This is a genomic window from Mycobacterium sp. DL592, from assembly GCF_011694515.1.
Classification (GTDB): domain Bacteria; phylum Actinomycetota; class Actinomycetes; order Mycobacteriales; family Mycobacteriaceae; genus Mycobacterium.
The window spans coordinates 1,833,008-1,852,704 of sequence record NZ_CP050192.1 but is presented as its reverse complement, the minus strand read 5'-3'; the positions used below and the strand labels follow the sequence as shown (position 1 = coordinate 1,852,704).

Sequence of the window (19,697 nt, the reverse complement as noted above, 5' to 3'; positions counted from 1 at the left end):
CAGGCTAGGCGCGACCCGCCGATTCTTGTCGGGGCCGCCGGTATACTCGAACTTATGTTCGATAGTGGTCTTCGATCCGCCAGCGACGCAGCCGTCGTCTCCGCGATCCAGGACCTCGCCCGCCAGGAGTCGCAGACCGCGGCCCGGCGCATCGCGGCGATCAGCGAACTGGTGCGCCGCCGATGCGGTGACGACGAGCGGGCCTACTGGGCCTGCGATCCGTGGGATGCGGCCGCTGCCGAGATCGGCGCGGCCCTGGGCATCAGCCGGGGCCGGGCGTCCGGGGAGATGCACCTGGGCCTCTCGCTGCGCTACCGCCTGCCACAGGTTGCCCAGTTGTTCATGGACGGCCTGATCAGCCACCGGGTGTGCTCGGTGATCGCCGATCGCACCGACCTCATCCAAGACCCAACCGCGCTGGAGCGCATCGACGCTGCCCTCGCCGAGCACGCCCGGTCCTGGGGCGTGCTATCGGTCTACAAGCTGGAGACGGCGATCGACGCATGGGTCGATCAGATCGACCCCGGCGCCCTTCACCAGACCCGGTCTCGCGCTCGGGAACGTGACGTCCAGTTCGGCGCCCAACACGACACCCCGGGCTCGACGTCACTGCGCGGCCGTCTGTACGCCACCGGATGCCGCCCTGCTCGACCGTCGCCTCATGCAGATGGCGCGCGGCGTGTGCGACGACGACCCGCGGACCACCGGGCAACGGCGGGCCGACGCACTCGGCGCGCTGGCCTCCGGTGCGGATCACCTCGCCTGCCAATGCGGATCGCCGGCTTGCCCGGCCGCCGACGATGACGGCCGCACCGCCGCTGTCGTCATCCATGTCGTGACCGACGCCGACGTCGACACGATCGAACCGGACCCGAACATGTCGGGCGACGGTGTCGACACCGTCGACTCCCCTGCCGATCCACCGGACCGGAAGCCGACGGCGACGCTGACCGGTCGCGGCGGGATAGTTCCGACTCCGTTGCTGGCCGAACTGGTCCGCGGGGGCGCCACAGTGCGCCACATCCGCCAGCCGTCCGACCAACCCGAGCCCGGGTACCGGCCGTCGGCGGCGCTGGCGGAGTTCGTCCGATTCCGTGATCTCACATGCCGTTTCCCGAACTGCGACGTGCCCGCCGAATTCTGCGACATCGACCACACCATCCCCTGGCCGATCGGCCCGACTCATCCGTCGAACCTGAAATGCACATGCCGAAAAGAGCACCTGCTCAAGACATTCTGGAACGGATGGTCAGACGTCCAGTTCCCCGACGGAACGGTCGAGTGGACCTCGCCGACGGGCCAGACCTATGTGACCCATCCGGGCAGCCGCATGTTGTTCCCCCGATGGGACGTGACGACCAGTCCACTGCCACCGCCGCAAGCGGTGGACCCGGCGCACGCGCGCACACTGATGATGCCGACGCGACGGCGAACCCGTGCCCAGAATCGGGCCCGCTACATCAAACGGGAACGCGCACTCAACGACGCTCGTGTCGCTGAACGCAGCAAGCCGCCGCCGTTCTGATCGCGGCTCAGCCGACTCCCCGGCTCAGCCAGCTCACTTCACCGCTGTCGCCGCCGTCGCGGTAGGGCTCGAGCGCGTCGTCCCATGCGGTGCCCAACACCGAATCCAGCTCCGAGGCCAACGTGTCGGCGCCGGCGGCCATGAGTGCACGCAGGCGCATCTCACCGACCATCGTGTCCCCGTTGGCGCTCATCGATCCGCTCCACAGGCCCAGCTGCGGCGTGTGGCAGTACCGCTGGCCGTCCACGCCGGCGCTGGGATCCTCGGTCACCTCGAAGCGCAGCACCGACCAGGAGCGCAGCGCATTGGCCAACCGCGCACCCGTGCCCACCGGACCAACCCAGTTGGTCACGGCGCGCAACTGGCCAGGCATGGCCGGCTGCGGGGTCCACTTCAAATTCGCCCTGGCATTCAGGGTCGACGACAAAGCCCACTCGACATGTGGGCACACCGCCGCGGGCGAGGCGTGCACATACACCACGCCAGTCGTCGCGTCGGCGAACTGGTTCGACGCACGCATACCTTGCTCCTTCGGCTCCACGAGGGACGTCTTCCCCAACGACCTGGTGTTTCCGAAGATGCAGTTGTTTCGTGCGTGTTTATTGTGCCTTGTGAGGCCCCTGTTGCGCTAGTCGGCGCTGTACTCTCTCAGAACTTCATCAGACAAAGCCGGCCACAACGGTTTGGCCCACTCGTCGAAGTCGCGCGCGGTCAGAACCACCAGCGCCAGGCTGCGGTCCGGATCCACCCAGATGAACGTGCCCGTCTGGCCGAAATGCCCGAACGTGCGCGGCGAGTTCGCCGACCCTGTCCAGTGCGGCGATTTGCCGTCCCGGATCTCGAAGCCGAGCCCCCAGTCGTTGGGCCGCTGCACGCCGAACCCCGGCAGCACACCCGTGAGCCCCGGGAACTGCACACTGGTCGCGGCTGCGTGCATCTCGGCCGAGACGGTACGCGGCACCAGCAGGTCAGCGGCGAATACCGCCAGGTCAGCCACCGTCGACACCCCGCCGTAGCCGGCTGCGACCGCACCCTCGGCCAACCGTGACGAACCCATCCCCAACGGCGCGAAGATCGCCTCGTCCAGATAGCGCCCGAACTCGATCCCGGAGTTCTGCTCGATCGCTTCGGCCAGCACGGTGAAGCCGTAGTTCGAGTACACCCGCCGTTTGCCCGGCTCGGTCATGACCTCCGCGGAATGCATCGACAACCCCGAGGCGTGGGCCAGCAGATGGCGGACAGTGCTGCCCGGCGGTCCCGCCGGGCTGTCGAGCTCGACGACCCCCTCTTCGACGGCGACCTGGGCAGCCCGGGCGACGAGGGGTTTGGTCACCGACGCCAGTCGGTATTCGGCGGCCAGATCGCCATAGGTCGCGAGCACGCCCGCCGGTCCCACCACCGCCGCCGACGCTGCAGGTACCGGCCAGTCAGCGATCAGGTCGAGGGGCTCAGCCACAGCGGTGAGCCTAGTGCCCGGGGCCTGCGGTATCGCTCAGCGATACTCGCATAAGGCATTCCGGCACCCCCACGCTAAGGTTTGACTCATGAGTCAAACAGTGCGCGGTGTGATTTCTCGCAAGAAGGGCGAACCCGTCGAGCTCGTCGACATCGTCATCCCCGATCCCGGTCCGGGCGAGGTCGTGGTCAACGTGACGGCGTGCGGTGTCTGCCACACGGACCTGACCTACCGCGAGGGCGGCATCAACGACGAGTATCCCTTCCTGCTCGGCCACGAGGCCGCCGGCACCGTCGAATCCGTCGGCGACGGCGTCACCAACGTCGCGCCCGGCGACTTCGTCATCCTCAACTGGCGCGCAGTCTGCGGCCAGTGCCGCGCCTGCAAGCGCGGCCGCCCCTGGTACTGCTTCGACACGTTCAACGCCACCCAGAAGATGACTCTGACCGACGGCACCGAACTCACCCCGGCGCTGGGAATCGGCGCCTTCGCCGACAAGACCCTGGTCCACGAAGGCCAGTGCACCAAGGTCGACCCCGAAGCCGACCCGGCGGTGGCCGGGCTGCTCGGCTGCGGCGTGATGGCCGGCCTCGGCGCAGCGGTCAACACCGGCCACGTCGGCCGTGACGACACCGTCGCCGTGATCGGCTGCGGCGGCGTCGGAGATGCCGCGATCGCCGGTGCGGCCCTGGTGGGCGCCCGCACGATCATCGCTGTCGACACCGACAACACCAAGCTGGCCTGGGCCCGCGAGTTCGGCGCCACCCACACCGTCAACGCAAAAGAGTTCGATGTGGTCGAGACCATCCAGGACCTCACCGACGGGTTCGGCGCCGACGTGGTGATCGACGCCGTCGGCCGCCCGGAGACCTGGAAGCAGGCGTTCTACGCCCGCGACCTCGCCGGAACCGTTGTGCTGGTTGGTGTTCCGACTCCGGACATGAAACTGGAAATGCCGCTGGTGGACTTCTTCTCCCGCGGCGGCGCACTGAAGTCGTCCTGGTACGGCGACTGCCTGCCCGAACGCGACTTCCCCACCCTGATCAGCCTCTACCGCCAGGGCCGGCTGCCGTTAGAGAAGTTCGTCTCCGAGCGCATCGGCCTCGATGGCATCGAGGACGCCTTCCACAAGATGCACGCCGGTGAAGTGTTGCGCTCGGTGGTCGTCCTGTGAGCGGCATCGAGCGCGTCGTCACCCACGGCACCTTTGAACTCGACGGCGGCAGTTGGGAAGTCGACAACAACATCTGGATCGTCGGTGACGACAAAGAGGTCATCGTCATCGACGCCGCCCACGACGCGAAGGCCATCGAAGACGCCGTCGGCAACCGGCACGTCGTCGCGGTGGTGTGCACGCACGGCCACAACGACCACATCACCGTCGCCCCGCAGCTCAGCAAGGACCTCGACGCCCCGGTGCTGCTGAACCCCGCCGACGACATGCTGTGGCGAATGACGCACGGCGACAAGCAGTTCGGCACCATCGAGGACGGCCAGATTCTCAAGGCCGACGGTATCGAGCTACACGCCATCGCCACCCCGGGCCACTCCCCCGGTTCCACCTGCCTGTATGCCCCGGCGCTGGGGGCGGTGTTCTCCGGCGACACCCTGTTCCAGGGCGGCCCGGGCGCGACGGGCCGGTCGTTCTCCGACTTCCCGACGATCCTCGGGTCGATCAAGGACAAGCTGGGCAAGCTGCCCGCCGACACCGTCGTCTACACCGGTCACGGTGACACCACCCGGATCGGCGACGAGCTGGTGAACTACGACGACTGGGTGGCCAAAGGCAGCTAGGGCGCAGTAGCCGCGCTGCGGGGATCGATCAGGATCTTCGCGTGGGTCTCCGGGTCGCCCAGCGCCTCGAAGGCTGCGGCGACACCGCCGAGTCCCACCTTGCCGGTCACCAGTGGAGTGGCGTTCAGTTTGCCATCGGCCAGCATGTGCAGGGTGTCGCGGAATTCCAGTGGCGTGTAACCGAATACGAACCGCAGGTCGATCTCTTTGCCGATGGCCATCGCGGGTCGGATCTTGTCGTCGCTCATGCACACGCCGACGACGACCACCCGGGCGTTGAGCGGGGCGGCACCGATGACACCGTCGATCATCCCCGGCACGCCGACGCATTCGAAGATCACCTGCCGCTTGGGGCCGGCCGCGCCGAGCGCGTCGGCGACGCGGTACAGATGCTGCCAGCCGGGCAGCTTGCGCAGCTTCTCCATCGACCCGACGGCAAGGTCGGCCAGACCGGAGAAGTCGGTGACCACACCCTTGCCCTCGGCCCTGTCGTAGGGCGAGTCGACCTTCGGGTCCACCACGATGTCGGCGCCGCAGCGGTTGGCCAGGGCACGCCGGCCCGCCGAGAAGTCGCTGGCGACGACGGTCTCGACGCCGACGGCCTTGAGCTGGCAGATCACCGCCAGCCCCACCGGCCCGCAGCCGATGACGATCGCGGTGTCGCTCTTCTTGATCTCGCTGCGCCGCACCGCGTGCAGGGCCACCGCCATCGGCTCGGTCAGCGCCGCGATGTCCATCGACAGCCCGTTGGGCACCGGAAACGTCATCGCCGCCTCGACCAGCACCTGTTCGGCGTACCCGCCCGGCGCCAGCGGGGACAGCCCGGTCAGGTGCACGCCGCCGTGGCCCCGCACCATCGGGAACGACACCACCCGGGTGCCTTCCTTGAGCGACTTCGGGGTCTTGGCGCCACGCTCGGCCACTTCCCCGGAGAACTCGTGGCCCATCACCGTGGGCGTGGTGCTGCGGATGCAGTCGTGGTAGCCGACCTCGTCGAGCACATCGGCCAGCTCGTCGCCGTGGTCCTTGGCGTGCAGGTCGGACCCGCAGATGCCGCAGCTGTGCACGTCGAGCACCAGCTGCCCCTCGGCGGGCCGCGGCGCGGCCATCTCGACTACCGACAGGGTCCCGTGCACACAGCTGACAGCCTTCACGTGGCCGAGTGTAGACGCCTACCCCTTGAGTATTCGGCGCTTCTCCGCCTCGAATTCAGCGTCGGTCAGCGCACCCGAATCGCGCAACGCAGCAATGGTTTTCAGCTGCTCGAGCCGGACACCCTGATCGGTCGGGGTAAACGGGTCGGCGGCCGCAAGCGTGGCGGGCACCTCCTGGAGCCCCACACCGGGTGGTCGGCTGCCGCTGTGTATGCGCTTGAACACCCGCGACAGGATCACGTCGAGCAACCCCACCCCGAAGATCGCGGCGAAGACCCAGTGCAGATAGCCGTAGTCACTCGCGTGCCCGAACGCCAGCCGCGGGTCGATATAGCCGTTGACGTTGCCGCCGGTGGTGATCCGGTAGACGCCCGCGGTGGGGACCTTTGCGGTCCAGATCCGCAAATGAGTGTCGCTGTTGACGGTCGTTGTCACACCGCGACTTTCGGTGAGCACCGGATCGGCGGCACCCTCGGGCGGGATGATGCTCAGGCGCAGCGCCGGCACCGGGAAACTTCCCGAGGCCGACCCGGTCACCGAGGTGTGGAAGCTGATCTGCACCTCACCGGCAGGCAGCTCGATCTGGGCCGAGCCCGGGATCGGCACCTCGCCGTAGGCGTCGAACTCGTCGAGGACGAACGCGTTGAGTGCCATCACGATGGCGAACCCGATCCCGCCGACGAGCATGGTGACGATTCCGAAGACGGCCATGATGCGGGAGACCGACCAGGTGCCCTTCATGGGCGGAAGTGTGTCACGCCGGGCTCTGCGCCGCCGCACCAATCAGCCAGGTTCTCAACCCGGCGTGCAGGCCCTCGGCGAAGCGGCACCCCGGATCGGGAAGGCCGAGCTCCTGGACCGCCTGACGCACGGACTCGGTGGGCACCGAGAACGGATACGTGCCCGCTACCAGCGACAGAATGCCCTCACCGATGAAGCCCAGGAAATCCTCGGCCAGCCACGGCAGCTGCCTGCCGACGACACCGGAAAGCTCGGCGATCGTCTGCACAGCCCGAACCTTGAAGTCCCTGGCGAACTCGACGGAGATGTTGCGCTCCAGAACCCCGGCCATCGCGCCCAGCAGCTCGCACAGCATGGCCCGCTCCACCAGCGAGTCGGCGATGACGTCTGCCACGCGAATCTCGCTGGCGTAAGCGGGCTTCCGAGTGCGCGGCCGACCCAGGCGCGCCTCGAGATCCACCAGCCAGGACCGGCACTCCTCGTCGAGCACCTCCAGGAAGATGGCTTCGCGGCTCTCGAAGTAGCGCAGCACGTTCGACTTGGCTAGGCCGACCCGCTCGCTGATATCGCGCAGGGTGACCTCGTCGATCCCACCGCCGGCCAGCGCCTCGCGCGCCGCGGCCAGGATGGCCGAGCGCCGGGCGGCCATCTGCTCGGGCCTGCGGGCCCGCTGGAAGGTCGGCGTCACGGCCATAATTTAGCAGACCTCCGTTCTATTGTTATCAGACCGGTGTTCTGTTAATGTCGCCGGCATGGCTGACCTCTCCCTCACCGTTCCCGATCTGTCCGGAAAACTCGCCGTCGTCACCGGCTCCAACAGCGGCCTGGGCCTCGGCGTGGCCAAGCGCTTCGCCGCCGCCGGCGCGGACGTGATCATGGCGATCCGCAACCGCGCCAAGGGCGAAGCGGCGGCCGCCGAGATCCGCGCCGCCGTCCCCGCCGCGAAGCTGACCCTGAAGAGCATCGACCTGTCCTCGCTGGCCAGCGTCGCCGCCCTCGGCGAGGAGCTCAACGCCGAAGGCCGCCCGATCGACATCCTCGTCAACAACGCCGGCGTCATGCAGCCGCCGGAGCGTGACACCACCTCCGACGGCTTCGAGCTCCAGTTCGGGGCCAACCATCTGGGCCATTTCGCCCTCACCGCCCACGTCCTGCCGCTGCTGCGGGCTGCCCAGAATCCGCGCGTCGTGTCGCTGAGCAGCCTGGCCGCCCGGCTCGGCGGCATCAACTTCGACGATCCCAATTTCGAGCGCAGCTACTCGGCCAACGCGGCCTACTCCCAGTCCAAGAGTGCGACGCTGATGTTCGCCATCGAGCTCGACCGGCTCAGCCGCCAGCACGGCTGGGGGTTGATGTCCAACGCCGCCCATCCCGGCCTGTGCAAGACCAATCTGCAGATCAGCGGGCCGTCACACGGGCGCGACAAGCCGACCGCGATCGCGCGGTTCTACCAGTTCAGCTGGCGCTACATGCCGTTCATGTGGCAGGAGGTCGACGAGGGCATCATCCCTACCCTGTACGCCGCGGTCGACCCGAACGCCCAGGGCGGCAAGTTCTACGGGCCCACCGGGTTCATGGAGATGGTCGGCGGCGGGGTCAAGGAGGGCAAGATCCTGCCCCGCGCCACCGACGCCGAGGGCTGCCGGCGGCTCTGGCAGATCTCCGAGAAGCTCACCGGGGTGAGTTATCCGAACAATTGACCGTCGGACGACTACCGTCACCTGCTGAGAAGCAAGTACGGGAGGTCGCCATGTCACCTGACGAAACCAAACCCTCGGGCGGCGCGGTGCAGCGTTTCGCGCTGCGTTACTGGCTGGCCATCCTGTTGGTGGCGCTCGCGGCGGTCTTCATCGGCCAGAACCGCGATCGCCAGCAGGTACACGTTCTGTGGATCACCGTGGAGTCACCGATGTGGCTGCTGCTGACCGCGATGCTCGTCGTGGGCATCGTGGTCGGGCTGCTGTTGCACCGCCGTCGCCGAGCCTGACGTGCCCGAGTCCAGCATCGTGGTGCGTCCACAGCCGATGGACAGCGCCACCTACACCGCATCCTCACGGCTGCAGGCCGCCGGATTACGCTCTGCCATCGAGCTTTTCGAGGAGGTGGCCCGGACGGTCCCGCTGCCCAGAGCGCCACAGCCGATCGCGATCGCCGACTACGGCGCGGCCAACGGGTTCAACTCGCTGCTGCCCATCTGCGCGGCGATCGGGATCGTGCGCCGGCGCACCCGCCCCGACCATGCCATCCTGGTGGCCCACACCGACGTCCCCGACAACGACTTCACCGCCTTGTTCGCCACGTTGGCCGACGACCAGGACAGCTACCTGAAGAAGGATTCCGCGACCTTCGCCTCCGCCGTCGGACGATCGTTCTACACCCAGATCCTGCCCTCGGACAGCATCGCGTTGGGCTGGAGTTCGTGGGCCGTGCACTGGCTGAGCCGGATGCCCACGCCGATCCCCGACCACGTGCAGATCTCCTACAGCCATGACGAGCAGGCTCGCCGGGCCTACGCCCGCCAGGCTGCCGAGGACTGGCACGAGTTCGTGGCGTTCCGCGGCCGCGAACTGGCCCCCGGCGGACGCCTGGTGGTGTTGACCGTAGGCCTCGAGCCCGACGGCGGCTCGGGGTTCCGGGCGGCATTCGACGCGATCGTGACGGTGCTGCACGAATTGGTGGATGAGGGCCTGGTCACCGTTGCCGAGGCCGCGCGGATGTCGATCCCGTCGATGGGCCGCGACGAGAAGGACTTTCGCGCGCCGTTCGCTCCATCGGGGCGTTTCGAGGGCCTCTCGATCGAGCACCTGGAGCTGTTCAACGCCGAGGACCGGTTCTGGGCGCAGTACCGGACCGACAAGGACGCAACGGCATTCGGCGCGAATTGGGCTGGGTTCCTTCGTGCCTCGATCTTCCCCACCCTGGCCGCGGCGCTGGACGGCGGCGTCACCGATTCGCGGACAACCGAATTCGTCGAGCGTCTGGAAGCCGGGGTCGCGGCTCACCTGGCCGCCAAGCCCGAACAGATGTCGATCCCGCTGGCCAATCTCGTCCTGGCCAAACGGGGGACCTAGCCCGACGTCTTGGGCTGCGGGAAGAACTGCGGCAGACCGGGAATCGTCGGGATCGGCGGGATGGTCGGGATCAGCGGCGGCGGCTGAGTCTGTGCCGGCGGTGCGGTGACGGTCGCCGTCTCGGTGACCGGCGGCGGCGTCGACACCGTGGTGGTGACCACGGTCGTGGTCGACGTCTCGGTCACCGGCGGCGGTGGCGGCGCCTCGGTGGTGACCGGGGGCGCCTGAACCACCTGGGTCACCGGAGCCGGCACCTGTACGACGGTCCGCGGCGCGGGCTGCTCGACGGGTGCCTGCAGCGGCACCGGTGCCGCAGACGTCGGGGGCGGCGCCACGGCCTGGACGGTGGGAATGGCCTCAGGTGTGGTGGTGACACTCGGCGTCGGCTGCGCCGGTGCGGCAGCGCTGCTGTCGTTGCGCAGCGCCACCCCTGCGGCCGTCCCGGCCATCACGATCACCAGCAGGGCAGCTGCCACCACCGGCAATGGCCGCCGGTACCACGGCTGCGGGACCTCGACCGCGTCGGCGGGATCGTGGTCGAAATCGATCTGCGGACGGACGACGGGAGCCGGCTCGGCCGTCGGCAACTCGAGGTCGGGCACATCAGGGGCCTGCGACCAGGCCAGCCCCGCCCCAGTCCGCGGGGCCAGGTCGACGGCCGGCGCCACCGGTAGCACCGGCGCGGCGGCCAACGCGGTGGGACTGTCGTCGGCCGGACCGCGGGCGGCCCGCAGCGCCGCGCCGATCGCCGGGATGAGCGCCGGGCGGGGCGCGGTGACGACGGGTACCCGCAGGTGCTCGGACAACGTCGTGGTGATCACCGGGGTGGCCGCGCAGCCGCCGACCGACGCGACGGCCACCAGATCGGCAGGCCGCAACCCGGCGCGGTCGAGCAGATCACGCACCGCGGACACCACGTCGGCCAGCGGGCGGCGCACCACGTCGTCGAGTTCGGTGCGGGTCAGCCGCACGTCGCCGGTGAATCCCGGCAGGTCGGCGGGCACCGCCGTCACCGAAAGCGTCGAGAGGCGTTCTTTTGCGGCCCGGCAGTCGGCGCGCAGGCGGGTCAGCGACCCGATGGCCGACGTGCCGGTGACGTCGAGCGTCCCGCCGGCGGACAGTTCGGCGACCACATGGGCCAGCACACCCTGGTCGATCAGGTCACCGGAGAAGTCCAGATGCCGAAGTGGCGCCTCAATCGGGCGGTAGCCGGCAGCGGCGTCGAGCAGGCTGATCGAGCTTCCGCTGCCGCCGAAGTCGCACAACGCGACGATGCCGCGCGTCGGCAGCCCGGGATCGGCCTGTAGCGCGGTCGCGGCCGCCGCCGCATCGGGCATCAGCAGGGGTTGGCCGGCTGACCATTCCGGAAGGCGGCCGAGCGCGCGGCGCAGGGCCTCGACGGCTCGGGGGCGCCAATGCGCGGGGTAGGTGACGGCGGCGGCCCCCGGCAGTGGCCGACCGGCGGTCGCCTCGTAGGCCAGTGCCCGCAGAGCGTCCGCCAGCAACGCTTCTGCCGCGTGCACCGACCCGTCGGGCGCGACGATCCCCACCGGGTCGCCGACGCGGTCGACGAAGTCGGTGACCGTCAGACCGGGAAGTGTGAGAACCGGTTTGCGCGTGACACTTCGGTCCGACGTCACCGCAACCAGGGTGGTTGCACCGACCGACAGGCCGATGGCCGGTTTCGTATGGTCAGTCATCACCAAAACTGTCGGTGTGACCGCCCCGGACGTTACTCAGCGAATGGTGCCGCGGCCCGGGATCAGGGGCAGATCCAGGGGTGTGACCCATCCCGGGGACAGATCGTTCACCGCCGGGACGGCGTTGAGCGCCCGCAGCCCGGTGGCCAGGCAGCCCGCCGTGGCGGCGTCGCGCCCGGATCCGTCGGTGAAGCGGAACGCGGTCTCCTGGAAGATGCTCGGCGTGCCCTCGATATCGACGCGGTAGACGTCGTCCTGCTCGCCGGAGGGCCAGTCGGGTGCCGCGTCGTGCCCGATCCGATTGACGTGCTCGAGCTGGATGCGGGTCTCGCCCTTGTATACGCCGTTGATGGTGAACCGCACGGCCGCCACGTGCCCTGCCTCGATGACGCCCTTGACCGTCTTGCGCTCGGTCGGGGTCACCCACTTGTCCCAGGTCGTGGTGATCTCGTCGAGTTCGATCCCGGCGGCATAGGCGATCATCGGGACCGTCGCACCCCACGCGAACACCAGCACATCGGAGTTCTGCAGCAGCGGCTTGAATTCGGGCTCCCGCCCGATGCCCATCTCGAACTCGTAGTCACCCTCGTAGTTGGTGTAGTCCAGCAACTCCGAGGCGCGGACCCGGCGCACCTGCGAGCACAGCCCCATCAGCGTCATCGGGAACAAGTCGTTGGCGAAACCGGGATCGATGCCGGTGGTGAAGCACGACGATCGGCCCTCTTCGCAGGCCCGGGTGATCGGGTCGATCCAGTTGGGCGGGTTGAGGTGCATCTTGGGCCACACCCACGGTGTCATCGCCGTCGAGCACACGTCGACCCCGGCACTCAGGAACCGGCTGATGACGTCGATGTTGACGTCGGCGTGCGCGGCGGTCGGGCCGTAGTGCACGAGCGCGTCGGGTTTCAGCGCGATCAGTGCGTCGATGTCGTCGGTCGCAGCCACCCCGACCGGTTCATGCAATCCGCAGATCTCGCCGACGTCGACACCGACCTTGGCCGGGTTGCTGACACCGACCCCGACCAGCTCGAACTCCGGATGCGCGAGCACCTCCGGGATGACCATCTTGCCGACGAAACCGGTACCCCAGATCACTATTCGCTTAGCCACGCTAGGAGCCTAGCTGGATGAATTGTCCCGCAAGGCAAATCGGCGTTCTGCGTAGGCGAGATCGTCGCGCCACAGACGGGCCGCCGCCACCCGCATCAGCGGGGTGATCAACGGCGCGACCCGAAGCGAGTACTTGAAGCCGGTGCGGTCGGACTGGGCGATCACGGCTTCGATCACCGCGGTGCGAGGCCGGCCGTCGGGACCCGGCCCCAGCGGAGTCGCATGCGTCTCCACCACACTGCCGGCACCTTCCCCGTCGACGATCCGCATGACGATGGTGCGCGGCTCCGGTGTGGTGAACTCCGCGATCACCGGGACACCGAGACGCCCCATCCGGAATGTCACGGCGACCAGGAAACGGTCGGCGGCCTCGTCGGCGTCGTCGGGCGGGGCGCTGAGCACCTCGAGCTGGGTGAACGAATACGGATGGAACCATGCGCCGTGCCAGGGGTCCAGCCGGTTGGCGATGATGTCCGAGGGTTCGCAGACGCCTTCGAGTCTGGTCACCGCAGCCAGGCTGACCTGCCCCGGGCGCACCGGAATCACCGGGGCATCGAGGGCTTCCTCACCACCGATCCGGTCGAGCCGGATCCACACGAGCACACCATCGTCGAACGCGGGCAACGGTTTCCAGCCGAATTCGCGTTTACCTTCCAGCTTCAGCCCGTGCCACGGGCAGATCAGCGCACCGCAGTTCACGCTTCCGGTGGCCAAGTCGGCCCCCAGGTGCGGGCAGGCCGCGGGACCGACGTGCAGCCCTCCCTGCTCGTCACGCCAGGCCACGATCTCGACGCCGCCGACCCGGGTGCCGAACGGCTTGTCGGCGCGCACGTCGGAACTCGCGGCGAACACGAACCAGTTTCCGCTGGGCCGCTGTTCGGCACGCCGTAGCGCCGCGTCGATCACCGCGGGCTGGGCGTCCTGATACGTCGGCTTCTGGTTGGCCCAGTCCAGCTTCGGAACAACCTGCAGCGGAATACCTTTGGGGAACCGTGCGGCCAGCCGCGACGTGATACTCATGACGCCCGGGCCTTTCTCGGAGTTGCCAGGCGGCGCAGGACCGGTGACCGTCCCTGCACCGGAACGGTATGCAGAGTGTGCCCGCTGACCCCCCACCCGGCCAGCAGCCGGTTCGCCGCCGTCCATCCGGTAGTGGCGGCTCGCTCCATCAAGGCTACCGGCAGGTCGATGCGGATCCCGTCACCGGCGAGCATCAGGTTGGGAACCGGTGTCTGCACAGTGGGCCGGTTGGCGAAGGCACCGGGCGCGAACAGCGGGCAGTCGTCGCGCAGCAGCATCGTCTCCTTGACGATTCCGGCGGTCGCCGTCTCGGGGTAGAGCTGATGCAGCCGGGCCAGCATCTTGTCCCGGAGACCGTCGAAGGGCGGCGGGTCCACCACCGAGTACGAGTGCACCTCGACCACCGAACCGCCATGGGCGCGAGCCCATTCCGCGGCTTGGCGTTCGTAGTTGCTGACGACGCTGATGTTGTCGACGGGTTCCAGTCCCCCGGTACCCAGAAACGGCGGGCGCCCGGGTTCGAGCGGACGGTCCAGCCACAGCCGCTGCACCACGAACGGCGGCGCGATCTGCAGACCGGCAATCTGCTCCCGCCACCGCTCGTCACCCAGACCCGGCGAGCCGGCCACGATCTGCCTCAGACCGCCCGGATCGGTCGCCAGCACCACACCGTCGGCGTCGATGCTCTTCCCGCCGGACATCGTCACCTGCAGGGTCTTGGGCCCGCCCAGGCTGACCGACTCGACCGTCACGCCGGTGTGGAACTGGACGCCCTGCTCGATCAGGTACTCCCCCAACGGCTCCCACAGCGCGGTGTTGAAGTTCGACTCGGCGACGTCGAACACCAGCCCTTCACTGGAACCCAGGAAGTAGATGTGGAACATCGCCGCCAGTTCCGCGGCCGACAGCTTGTCGGGGCGGGCGAAAAAACTGCGGGCGAACACCTCAAAGGCCAGGTGCCGGGCCGCCACCGGGAAGTTGATGTTCGTCAGGAAGGTTTCGGCGTCGAGGTCGTCGAGCTGGTCGTAGATGTCGGGCACCGAGACCGCGGCCAGCGGCGCGGCCGCGGGAGCGTTGAGCCGCACCAGATCTCGCATCCGGAACGTCGGACTGCGCAGCGCGAAGACCAGTGCGTTCCACGGCGGCGTCTTGGGCAGGCCGCGGAAGGTGTCGCGACGACCGTGCCCGTCGACCAGCGGATAGTCCTCGACGGGCCGGAGCCGGTCGAGCCCGGGATCGCTGCGCCGCAACAGCGAGCGCAGGTTGTAGTACTGCCTGAAGAAGGCGTGGAATCCGCGGTTGTTGGCCACCTCGGTGCCGTCGTCGAACTTCTCGGTCCAGCCGCCGACGCGGCCGCCCAGATAGTCCTGGCGTTCCAGGACCTCGACGGACACCCCCCGTTCGGCCAGACCGGCGGCGGCGGCAAGACCGGCGATACCGGCGCCGACCACCACGACATGCGGGGTGTTGGGCAGGGCGTTGGCGTGCGGCAACCCGGACTGCGCCGGGTGGGCGACTCGGCGTGGATCGATCATTGCGGGGCGTCCGCCAGGAACGTATGCACGATGTCGCGCTGCCAGCCGGGCATGGTCTCGCTGTGCACGCCGGTGAACCCCGCCGCGACGAGCCTGCGCTGGAAGTCCCGGGCGCCGTCGAAGGTGTTCACACTGCGCCACAGGTGACGGTACAGCGTGCTGTCACCGGTCTGCCGCCAGCCGGCCGGGATGATGATGCCCCAGCACACGGCATTCCAAATCGCTTTCGCCGCACGGGAATCGCTCACCGAGTACTCGTGGACCGCCAAGGTCGCCCCGGGCCGCAGCAGTGCTTTGAAGGCCCGCAGCACCGAATCGGGGTCGGCCAGATTCCGCAACAGGTAGGCGGCCAGGATCCCGTCGAACGGCCCTTCCACGCCAGCCTCGGCGATCCCCTCGATGGGGCTGTGCACGAACCGCACGGTGTCCGGCCACGACTTGGCTTTCGCCTCGGCGAGCATGCCTGCCGACGCGTCGACCGCGACGATCTCGGCGTAAGGCGCCGCTTCGAGCAGGGCTGCCGTCGAGGCACCGGTGCCACAGCCGGCGTCGAGCAGGCGCAGCCCGCGGCCGCCGTCGCCGATACGCATCCGCCGCGCCGAGATCCGCAGGTGGTCGTGATAGCCCGGATTCGCGCCGACCAGCTTGTCGTAAGCCTGGGCACCGACGTCGAAGGCACCGGGAACCTGTTCCCGGCGCAGTCCGCGCTGGCCGACACTTACCACTGAGGGTCCTTTCGATCGCTCACCTTCGAGGTCCAGTATTCGACGGCGCGCGACACCGTAGCGCGCAAACCCGCGAATTCCATCAAGCGGCGCCGTAGCTTCTGGCCCGGCGGGCGCGGATCAGGCCGCCCGCGAACACCTGCACCCGACGGGGGGTTCCCACCGTGGCGCGCTGGCTGAACACCTCGAAGTCGATCGCCTCGATGCGGTCGAGGATCTCCGAGTACAACGTGAACGCGGTGGTCACGCACGGCCGCGACTGCGGGGCCAGCAGCGCGATGCCCTTACGGGCCTCCCGGTAGATCTCCCGGGTGATCTCGTGCTGGGCGGCCAACGCGTGGCGGACCCGCGCATCGGTGCGGTTGCTGCGGTGGCACCAGTTCAGCAGGTCCCGGTCCACCCCGAAGGCCGCGAGTTCGTCGGCAGGCAGGTAGACCCGGTTGCGATCCAGGTCTTCGTCGACATCACGCAGGAAGTTGGTGAGCTGGAAGGCCCGGCCCAGCGCCTCGGCGAACGGCTCGGCTTCGGCGGTCGGCACGACCGTCCCGAGAATCGGCAGCATCTGCAGCCCGATGACCTCGGCCGATCCCCGCATGTAGTGGTTCAGCGCGGCCCGGTCGGCGTACTCGGTGACGGTCAGGTCCATCCGCATCGACGTCAGGAAGTCGTCGAACAGGTCCAGCGGGATGCGGTAGGTGCGGGCGGTGTGCAGCACCGCGGGCAGCACCGGCTCGCTGGGATCGGCTGTGCCGCTGAAGAACTTGGCCGACAACTCGTCGAGGCGGGCTTCCCGCTCGGCGGTGGTGGCCGTCGACTCGAGGTCGTCGAGGATGTCGTCGGCGTAGCGGGCGAAGCCGTACAGCGCGTGCACGGCCGGGCGCTGTGACGGTGCCAGCAGGCGGGTGGCCAGGAAGTAGGTCCGGCCGTGCTGGGCGTTGAGCTTGCGGCAGTACCGGTAGGACTCGCGGAGCCGCTCGTCGTCGATCCCCGCGGCGTGTAACTCGGTGTGGATCATCGCTACCTGCTTCCCGACCTGGTGATGGTGCGCTTGCGTGTGAATTCGTCGGCCGGTCCGGCGACCCGATCGGCGGCCAAGCGGCCGGAGAGCAGTGCGGTGGGCACACCGACGCCGGGGACGGTGGAACCACCGGCCAGCACCGCGTTGTCGACACCGCGCACGAGGTTGGCGGGCCGGAACGGCCCGGTCTGGGAGAAGGTGTGGGCCAGCGCGAACGGCGAACCGGCAGCCATCCCCTGCCGTGCCCAATCCGCGGGCGTGACGACGTCGAGGATGTCGGCGTCATCGTCCAAGCCCGGAAGCAGGCGCTCGGCCGCCTTCGCGACGACCTGGTTGGCGTAGGCGTCGCCGGCCGATGCCCAGTCCACGACGCCCGCCTCGAGGTTCGGCGCCGGGGCCAGGATGTAGAGCAGGTCCCGTCCGGCCGGGGCCAGACTGGGGTCGCTCGCCGTGGGCCTGGTCACCAGCAGGGACGGGTCACTCATCAGCGTGCCGTCGCGGATGATCTCGTCGAAGGTCTTCGCCCACTGGCGGCCGAAGCTGATGTTATGGTGCACCAGCTTGTCGCCCACCGACGGCACACCCGCGTGGATGACGACGGCCGACGGAGCGGGCAGTATCTTGATCGGACGGCGCGGGGTACGGCCGAGAAGCTGATAGGTCAGCGGCAGTTCGGTGGTGAGAACCACTGCGTCACAAGCGATTCGGTCGCCATTATCGGTGCGCACCGCGGTGACCCGAGATCCCGACTTCTCCAACGAGGTCACCGAGGACTGGTAGCGGAACTCCACGCCCGCCTCGGCCGCCGCGGCCGCGAGCGCTTCGGGCACGGCGCGCATACCGCCGCGCGGGAAGTACACCCCTGCGACGGTGTCCATGTAGGCGATCACCGCGTAGGCGGCCAGCGCATGCTGCGGCGGCACACCGGCGTAGAGCGCCTGGAAGGTGAAAACCCGTTGGAGCCGTTCGTCTTTGATGTACTTGCTGACCATCCTCTCCCAGCCACGGAAACCTCCGATAGCGGCCAGCCGGGCCAGCTGGGGGGTCAGCAGCGACAACGGGGAGTCGAAGTTGGAGGCGATGAACCCGTTCATCTCCACCCGGTACAGCTCGGTGAGCCAGTCGCGCAGCCGGTGGTAGCCGGCTGCCTCGACCGGGCCGGCGAAGTCCTCGATCGCCGCCGTCATCGCGGCGGCGTCGGTGTGGACGTCCAGCGACGAGCCGTCGGCGAACGACGCCCGGTAGGCCGGGTCGACCAGATCCAGCTGCAGGTGGTCGTCCATCGAGGCGCCGACAGCGGCGAACGCCTCTTCGATGATGTCGGGCATCGTCAGCACGGTGGGGCCGGTGTCGATGGAATATCCGCGAATGTCGGCCTGGCCCATCCGCCCGCCGGGGAACGAGTAGCGCTCCAGCACCGTCACCGATCGGCCGCGCCCGGCCAGCTGCATCGCAGCGGACAGGCCCGACAGTCCGGCTCCAACCACCACGACGTGATCGGTCGCCCCTGGGACGGTACGCATTATCGACTCCTTCTCATCAGGTCTCTCGCAAGGTGCAGGCCGCGGCCATGTTGGCCAGCGTCGACTGCACCCACGGGTCAATTCGGTTGTCGCACACGTGATCCTGTGCTGTCGCGACGAGCTCGTCGATCAGGTCCTCGACCCATTCGACGGCGCCGGTTGCCACGATCAGGTTGCGCCATCGGGCGATGTCGGCGGTGTCGAGTTCCTCGGCATTCGTCAGTTCGACGAACTGGCGGCGGATCGTCGCGTCGGCCATCTGGTGGGCGGCCACGACGACGCTGGTCGCTTTACGCTCGGCGAGGTCGCCGCCGATGGGCTTTCCCGTCACCGACGGTGAGCCGAACACACCCAGGATGTCGTCGCGGAGCTGGAAGGCCTCACCGACGGCGCTGCCGTACTCACCCAGCGCGTCGATCAACTCCTCACGGCCGGACATCGCGGCGCCGATCTCCAACGGCCGGCGCACCGTGTAGTTGCCCGACTTACGGCGGGCCACGTCGAGCACCTGGTCCAGGGTGGGCAGGGCGCCGTAGTCGTTGGCGACGTCGGCGAACTGGCCGACTGCGAGCTCGATGCGCATCAGGTCGTAGCGGCGCCAGGCCCGCGCCAGCGCATCGGCGGACACGCCGCTGTCCCGCATCATCTGCTCGGCCCACACCAGGCACAGGTCGGAGAGCAGGATCGCGGCCGAAGCGCCGAACCGGTACTGCGACCCGGACAGGCCGTGCCGGCGGTGCCACTGACCGAACTGGACGTGCGCGGCTGGCTGGCCCCGGCGCATGTCCGAGTCGTCCATGACGTCGTCTTGCAGCAGGGCGAACGCGTGCAGCAGTTCCAGACCCGCCGAGGCCCGCAGCGCGGCGTCGTCGGCCGGTGCCCCACACAGCCAGCCCAGATACATGAATGTCGATCGCAGGCACTTCCCGCCGCCGACGAACTGAACGAGGACGTCCGCGGCGACGTCGATGCCGGTGCCGGCCAGTTGCGGGACGCAGTGGTTGTCGACGAAGTCGGCGACGTGGGCCAGGGCGCCGTGCCGCACGCCATTACGCCAGATCTCGAACTGCGCGTCGTGTTCGACAGCCACACCACTGGCTGCAGGCACACGCGCGCCGTTCAGCGATACTGCGTCAGATGCGCGCAATGGCTGCTCCTTCCCCGTGGCGGGCCACCTCGACCCGGGCCGAGCACCGTGCATGCGATACCCCCCTGGATGCCGATGCAACCAGACGGCGGTGCTCTTGGGTTCAATTCAAGGCGAGTGGTGACCTGGATGCCTTGTCAGAACGCACATGGTCACGTACGCGTAATTTTTCCCAGTC

General features: G+C 68.6%; 18 protein-coding genes and 1 pseudogene. 6 read left to right on the top strand and 13 right to left on the bottom strand.

Annotated elements, in window-relative coordinates; all coding sequences use genetic code 11:
- Positions 1-54 precede the first annotated feature (54 nt).
- Positions 55-1,525: pseudogene (locus HBE64_RS24990) on the top strand (DUF222 domain-containing protein).
- Positions 1,526-1,532: 7 nt separating this feature from the next.
- Here the strand turns inward: HBE64_RS24990 and HBE64_RS08935 are convergent.
- A complete protein-coding gene (locus tag HBE64_RS08935) occupies positions 1,533-2,045 on the bottom strand; it encodes a DUF3145 domain-containing protein (protein ID WP_167100535.1) in 513 nt (170 codons plus the stop codon).
- Between the two features lie 108 nt (positions 2,046-2,153).
- The gene (locus HBE64_RS08930) at positions 2,154-2,963 is read right to left on the bottom strand and encodes a serine hydrolase domain-containing protein (protein ID WP_167108952.1); all 810 of its coding nucleotides are present in this window, start codon (positions 2,961-2,963) and stop codon (positions 2,154-2,156) included.
- A gap of 106 nt (positions 2,964-3,069) precedes the next feature.
- Between HBE64_RS08930 and HBE64_RS08925 the strand changes: the two genes are divergently transcribed.
- Positions 3,070-4,155 (top strand): S-(hydroxymethyl)mycothiol dehydrogenase, encoded by a 1,086-nt coding sequence (locus HBE64_RS08925; RefSeq protein WP_167100532.1) that lies wholly within the window; start codon positions 3,070-3,072, stop codon positions 4,153-4,155.
- Positions 4,152-4,775, top strand: a complete 624-nt coding sequence (locus HBE64_RS08920; protein WP_167100530.1) for an MBL fold metallo-hydrolase — start codon at positions 4,152-4,154, stop codon at positions 4,773-4,775. Before HBE64_RS08925 ends, HBE64_RS08920 begins: the two co-directional genes overlap by 4 nt.
- Here HBE64_RS08920 and HBE64_RS08915 read toward each other — a convergent pair.
- From HBE64_RS08915 to HBE64_RS08905, 3 genes are read right to left on the bottom strand one after another with little or no spacing between them, the layout of a single operon-like run.
- Positions 4,772-5,929, bottom strand: a complete 1,158-nt coding sequence (locus HBE64_RS08915) for a zinc-binding dehydrogenase (protein ID WP_167100527.1) — start codon at positions 5,927-5,929, stop codon at positions 4,772-4,774. The two genes, HBE64_RS08920 and HBE64_RS08915, sit on opposite strands and share 4 nt — an antisense overlap.
- Before the next feature lie 18 nt (positions 5,930-5,947).
- Positions 5,948-6,670: an SHOCT domain-containing protein gene (locus HBE64_RS08910; protein ID WP_167100525.1), complete on the bottom strand. Its 723-nt coding sequence runs from the start codon at positions 6,668-6,670 to the stop codon at positions 5,948-5,950.
- Positions 6,671-6,683: 13 nt separating this feature from the next.
- Positions 6,684-7,364 (bottom strand): TetR/AcrR family transcriptional regulator, encoded by a 681-nt coding sequence (locus HBE64_RS08905; RefSeq protein ID WP_243841549.1) that lies wholly within the window; start codon positions 7,362-7,364, stop codon positions 6,684-6,686.
- A gap of 58 nt (positions 7,365-7,422) precedes the next feature.
- On the opposite strand from HBE64_RS08905, the gene HBE64_RS08900 reads away from it, so the two are divergent.
- The 3 genes from HBE64_RS08900 to HBE64_RS08890 are packed head-to-tail and all read left to right on the top strand — an operon-like array spanning position 7,423 to position 9,741.
- The gene (locus HBE64_RS08900) at positions 7,423-8,370 is read left to right on the top strand and encodes an SDR family oxidoreductase (protein ID WP_167100522.1); all 948 of its coding nucleotides are present in this window, start codon (positions 7,423-7,425) and stop codon (positions 8,368-8,370) included.
- A gap of 50 nt (positions 8,371-8,420) precedes the next feature.
- On the top strand, positions 8,421-8,657 hold the full coding sequence (locus HBE64_RS08895) for a DUF1049 domain-containing protein (protein WP_167100519.1): 237 nt from the start codon (positions 8,421-8,423) through the stop codon (positions 8,655-8,657).
- A gap of 1 nt (position 8,658) precedes the next feature.
- On the top strand, positions 8,659-9,741 hold the full coding sequence (locus HBE64_RS08890) for a class I SAM-dependent methyltransferase (protein ID WP_167100516.1): 1,083 nt from the start codon (positions 8,659-8,661) through the stop codon (positions 9,739-9,741).
- Here HBE64_RS08890 and HBE64_RS08885 read toward each other — a convergent pair.
- The 8 genes from HBE64_RS08885 to HBE64_RS08850 all read right to left on the bottom strand — a co-directional run bounded on the left by HBE64_RS08885 (position 9,738) and on the right by HBE64_RS08850 (position 19,480).
- Positions 9,738-11,441 carry an Hsp70 family protein gene (locus tag HBE64_RS08885; protein WP_167100513.1) on the bottom strand — a complete coding sequence of 568 codons (1,704 nt, stop codon included), beginning with the start codon at positions 11,439-11,441 and terminating at the stop codon, positions 9,738-9,740. The two genes, HBE64_RS08890 and HBE64_RS08885, sit on opposite strands and share 4 nt — an antisense overlap.
- Positions 11,442-11,477: 36 nt before the next feature.
- On the bottom strand, positions 11,478-12,506 hold the full coding sequence (locus HBE64_RS08880; protein ID WP_243841625.1) for a dihydrodipicolinate reductase: 1,029 nt from the start codon (positions 12,504-12,506) through the stop codon (positions 11,478-11,480).
- Between the two features lie 54 nt (positions 12,507-12,560).
- On the bottom strand, positions 12,561-13,571 hold the full coding sequence (locus HBE64_RS08875; RefSeq protein WP_167100507.1) for a DUF5914 domain-containing protein: 1,011 nt from the start codon (positions 13,569-13,571) through the stop codon (positions 12,561-12,563).
- The gene (locus HBE64_RS08870; RefSeq protein WP_167100504.1) at positions 13,568-15,106 is read right to left on the bottom strand and encodes an FAD-dependent oxidoreductase; all 1,539 of its coding nucleotides are present in this window, start codon (positions 15,104-15,106) and stop codon (positions 13,568-13,570) included. Before HBE64_RS08870 ends, HBE64_RS08875 begins: the two co-directional genes overlap by 4 nt.
- Positions 15,103-15,831: a class I SAM-dependent methyltransferase gene (locus tag HBE64_RS08865; RefSeq protein WP_243841548.1), complete on the bottom strand. Its 729-nt coding sequence runs from the start codon at positions 15,829-15,831 to the stop codon at positions 15,103-15,105. Before HBE64_RS08865 ends, HBE64_RS08870 begins: the two co-directional genes overlap by 4 nt.
- A gap of 82 nt (positions 15,832-15,913) precedes the next feature.
- Complete coding sequence (locus HBE64_RS08860; RefSeq protein WP_167100500.1) at positions 15,914-16,846, bottom strand: phytoene/squalene synthase family protein; 933 nt, start codon at positions 16,844-16,846, stop codon at positions 15,914-15,916.
- Between the two features lie 2 nt (positions 16,847-16,848).
- The gene (gene crtI / locus HBE64_RS08855) at positions 16,849-18,372 is read right to left on the bottom strand and encodes a phytoene desaturase family protein (protein ID WP_167100497.1); all 1,524 of its coding nucleotides are present in this window, start codon (positions 18,370-18,372) and stop codon (positions 16,849-16,851) included.
- A 16-nt stretch (positions 18,373-18,388) separates the two neighbouring features.
- Positions 18,389-19,480, bottom strand: a complete 1,092-nt coding sequence (locus HBE64_RS08850; RefSeq protein WP_243841547.1) for a polyprenyl synthetase family protein — start codon at positions 19,478-19,480, stop codon at positions 18,389-18,391.
- Positions 19,481-19,697 lie beyond the last annotated feature (217 nt).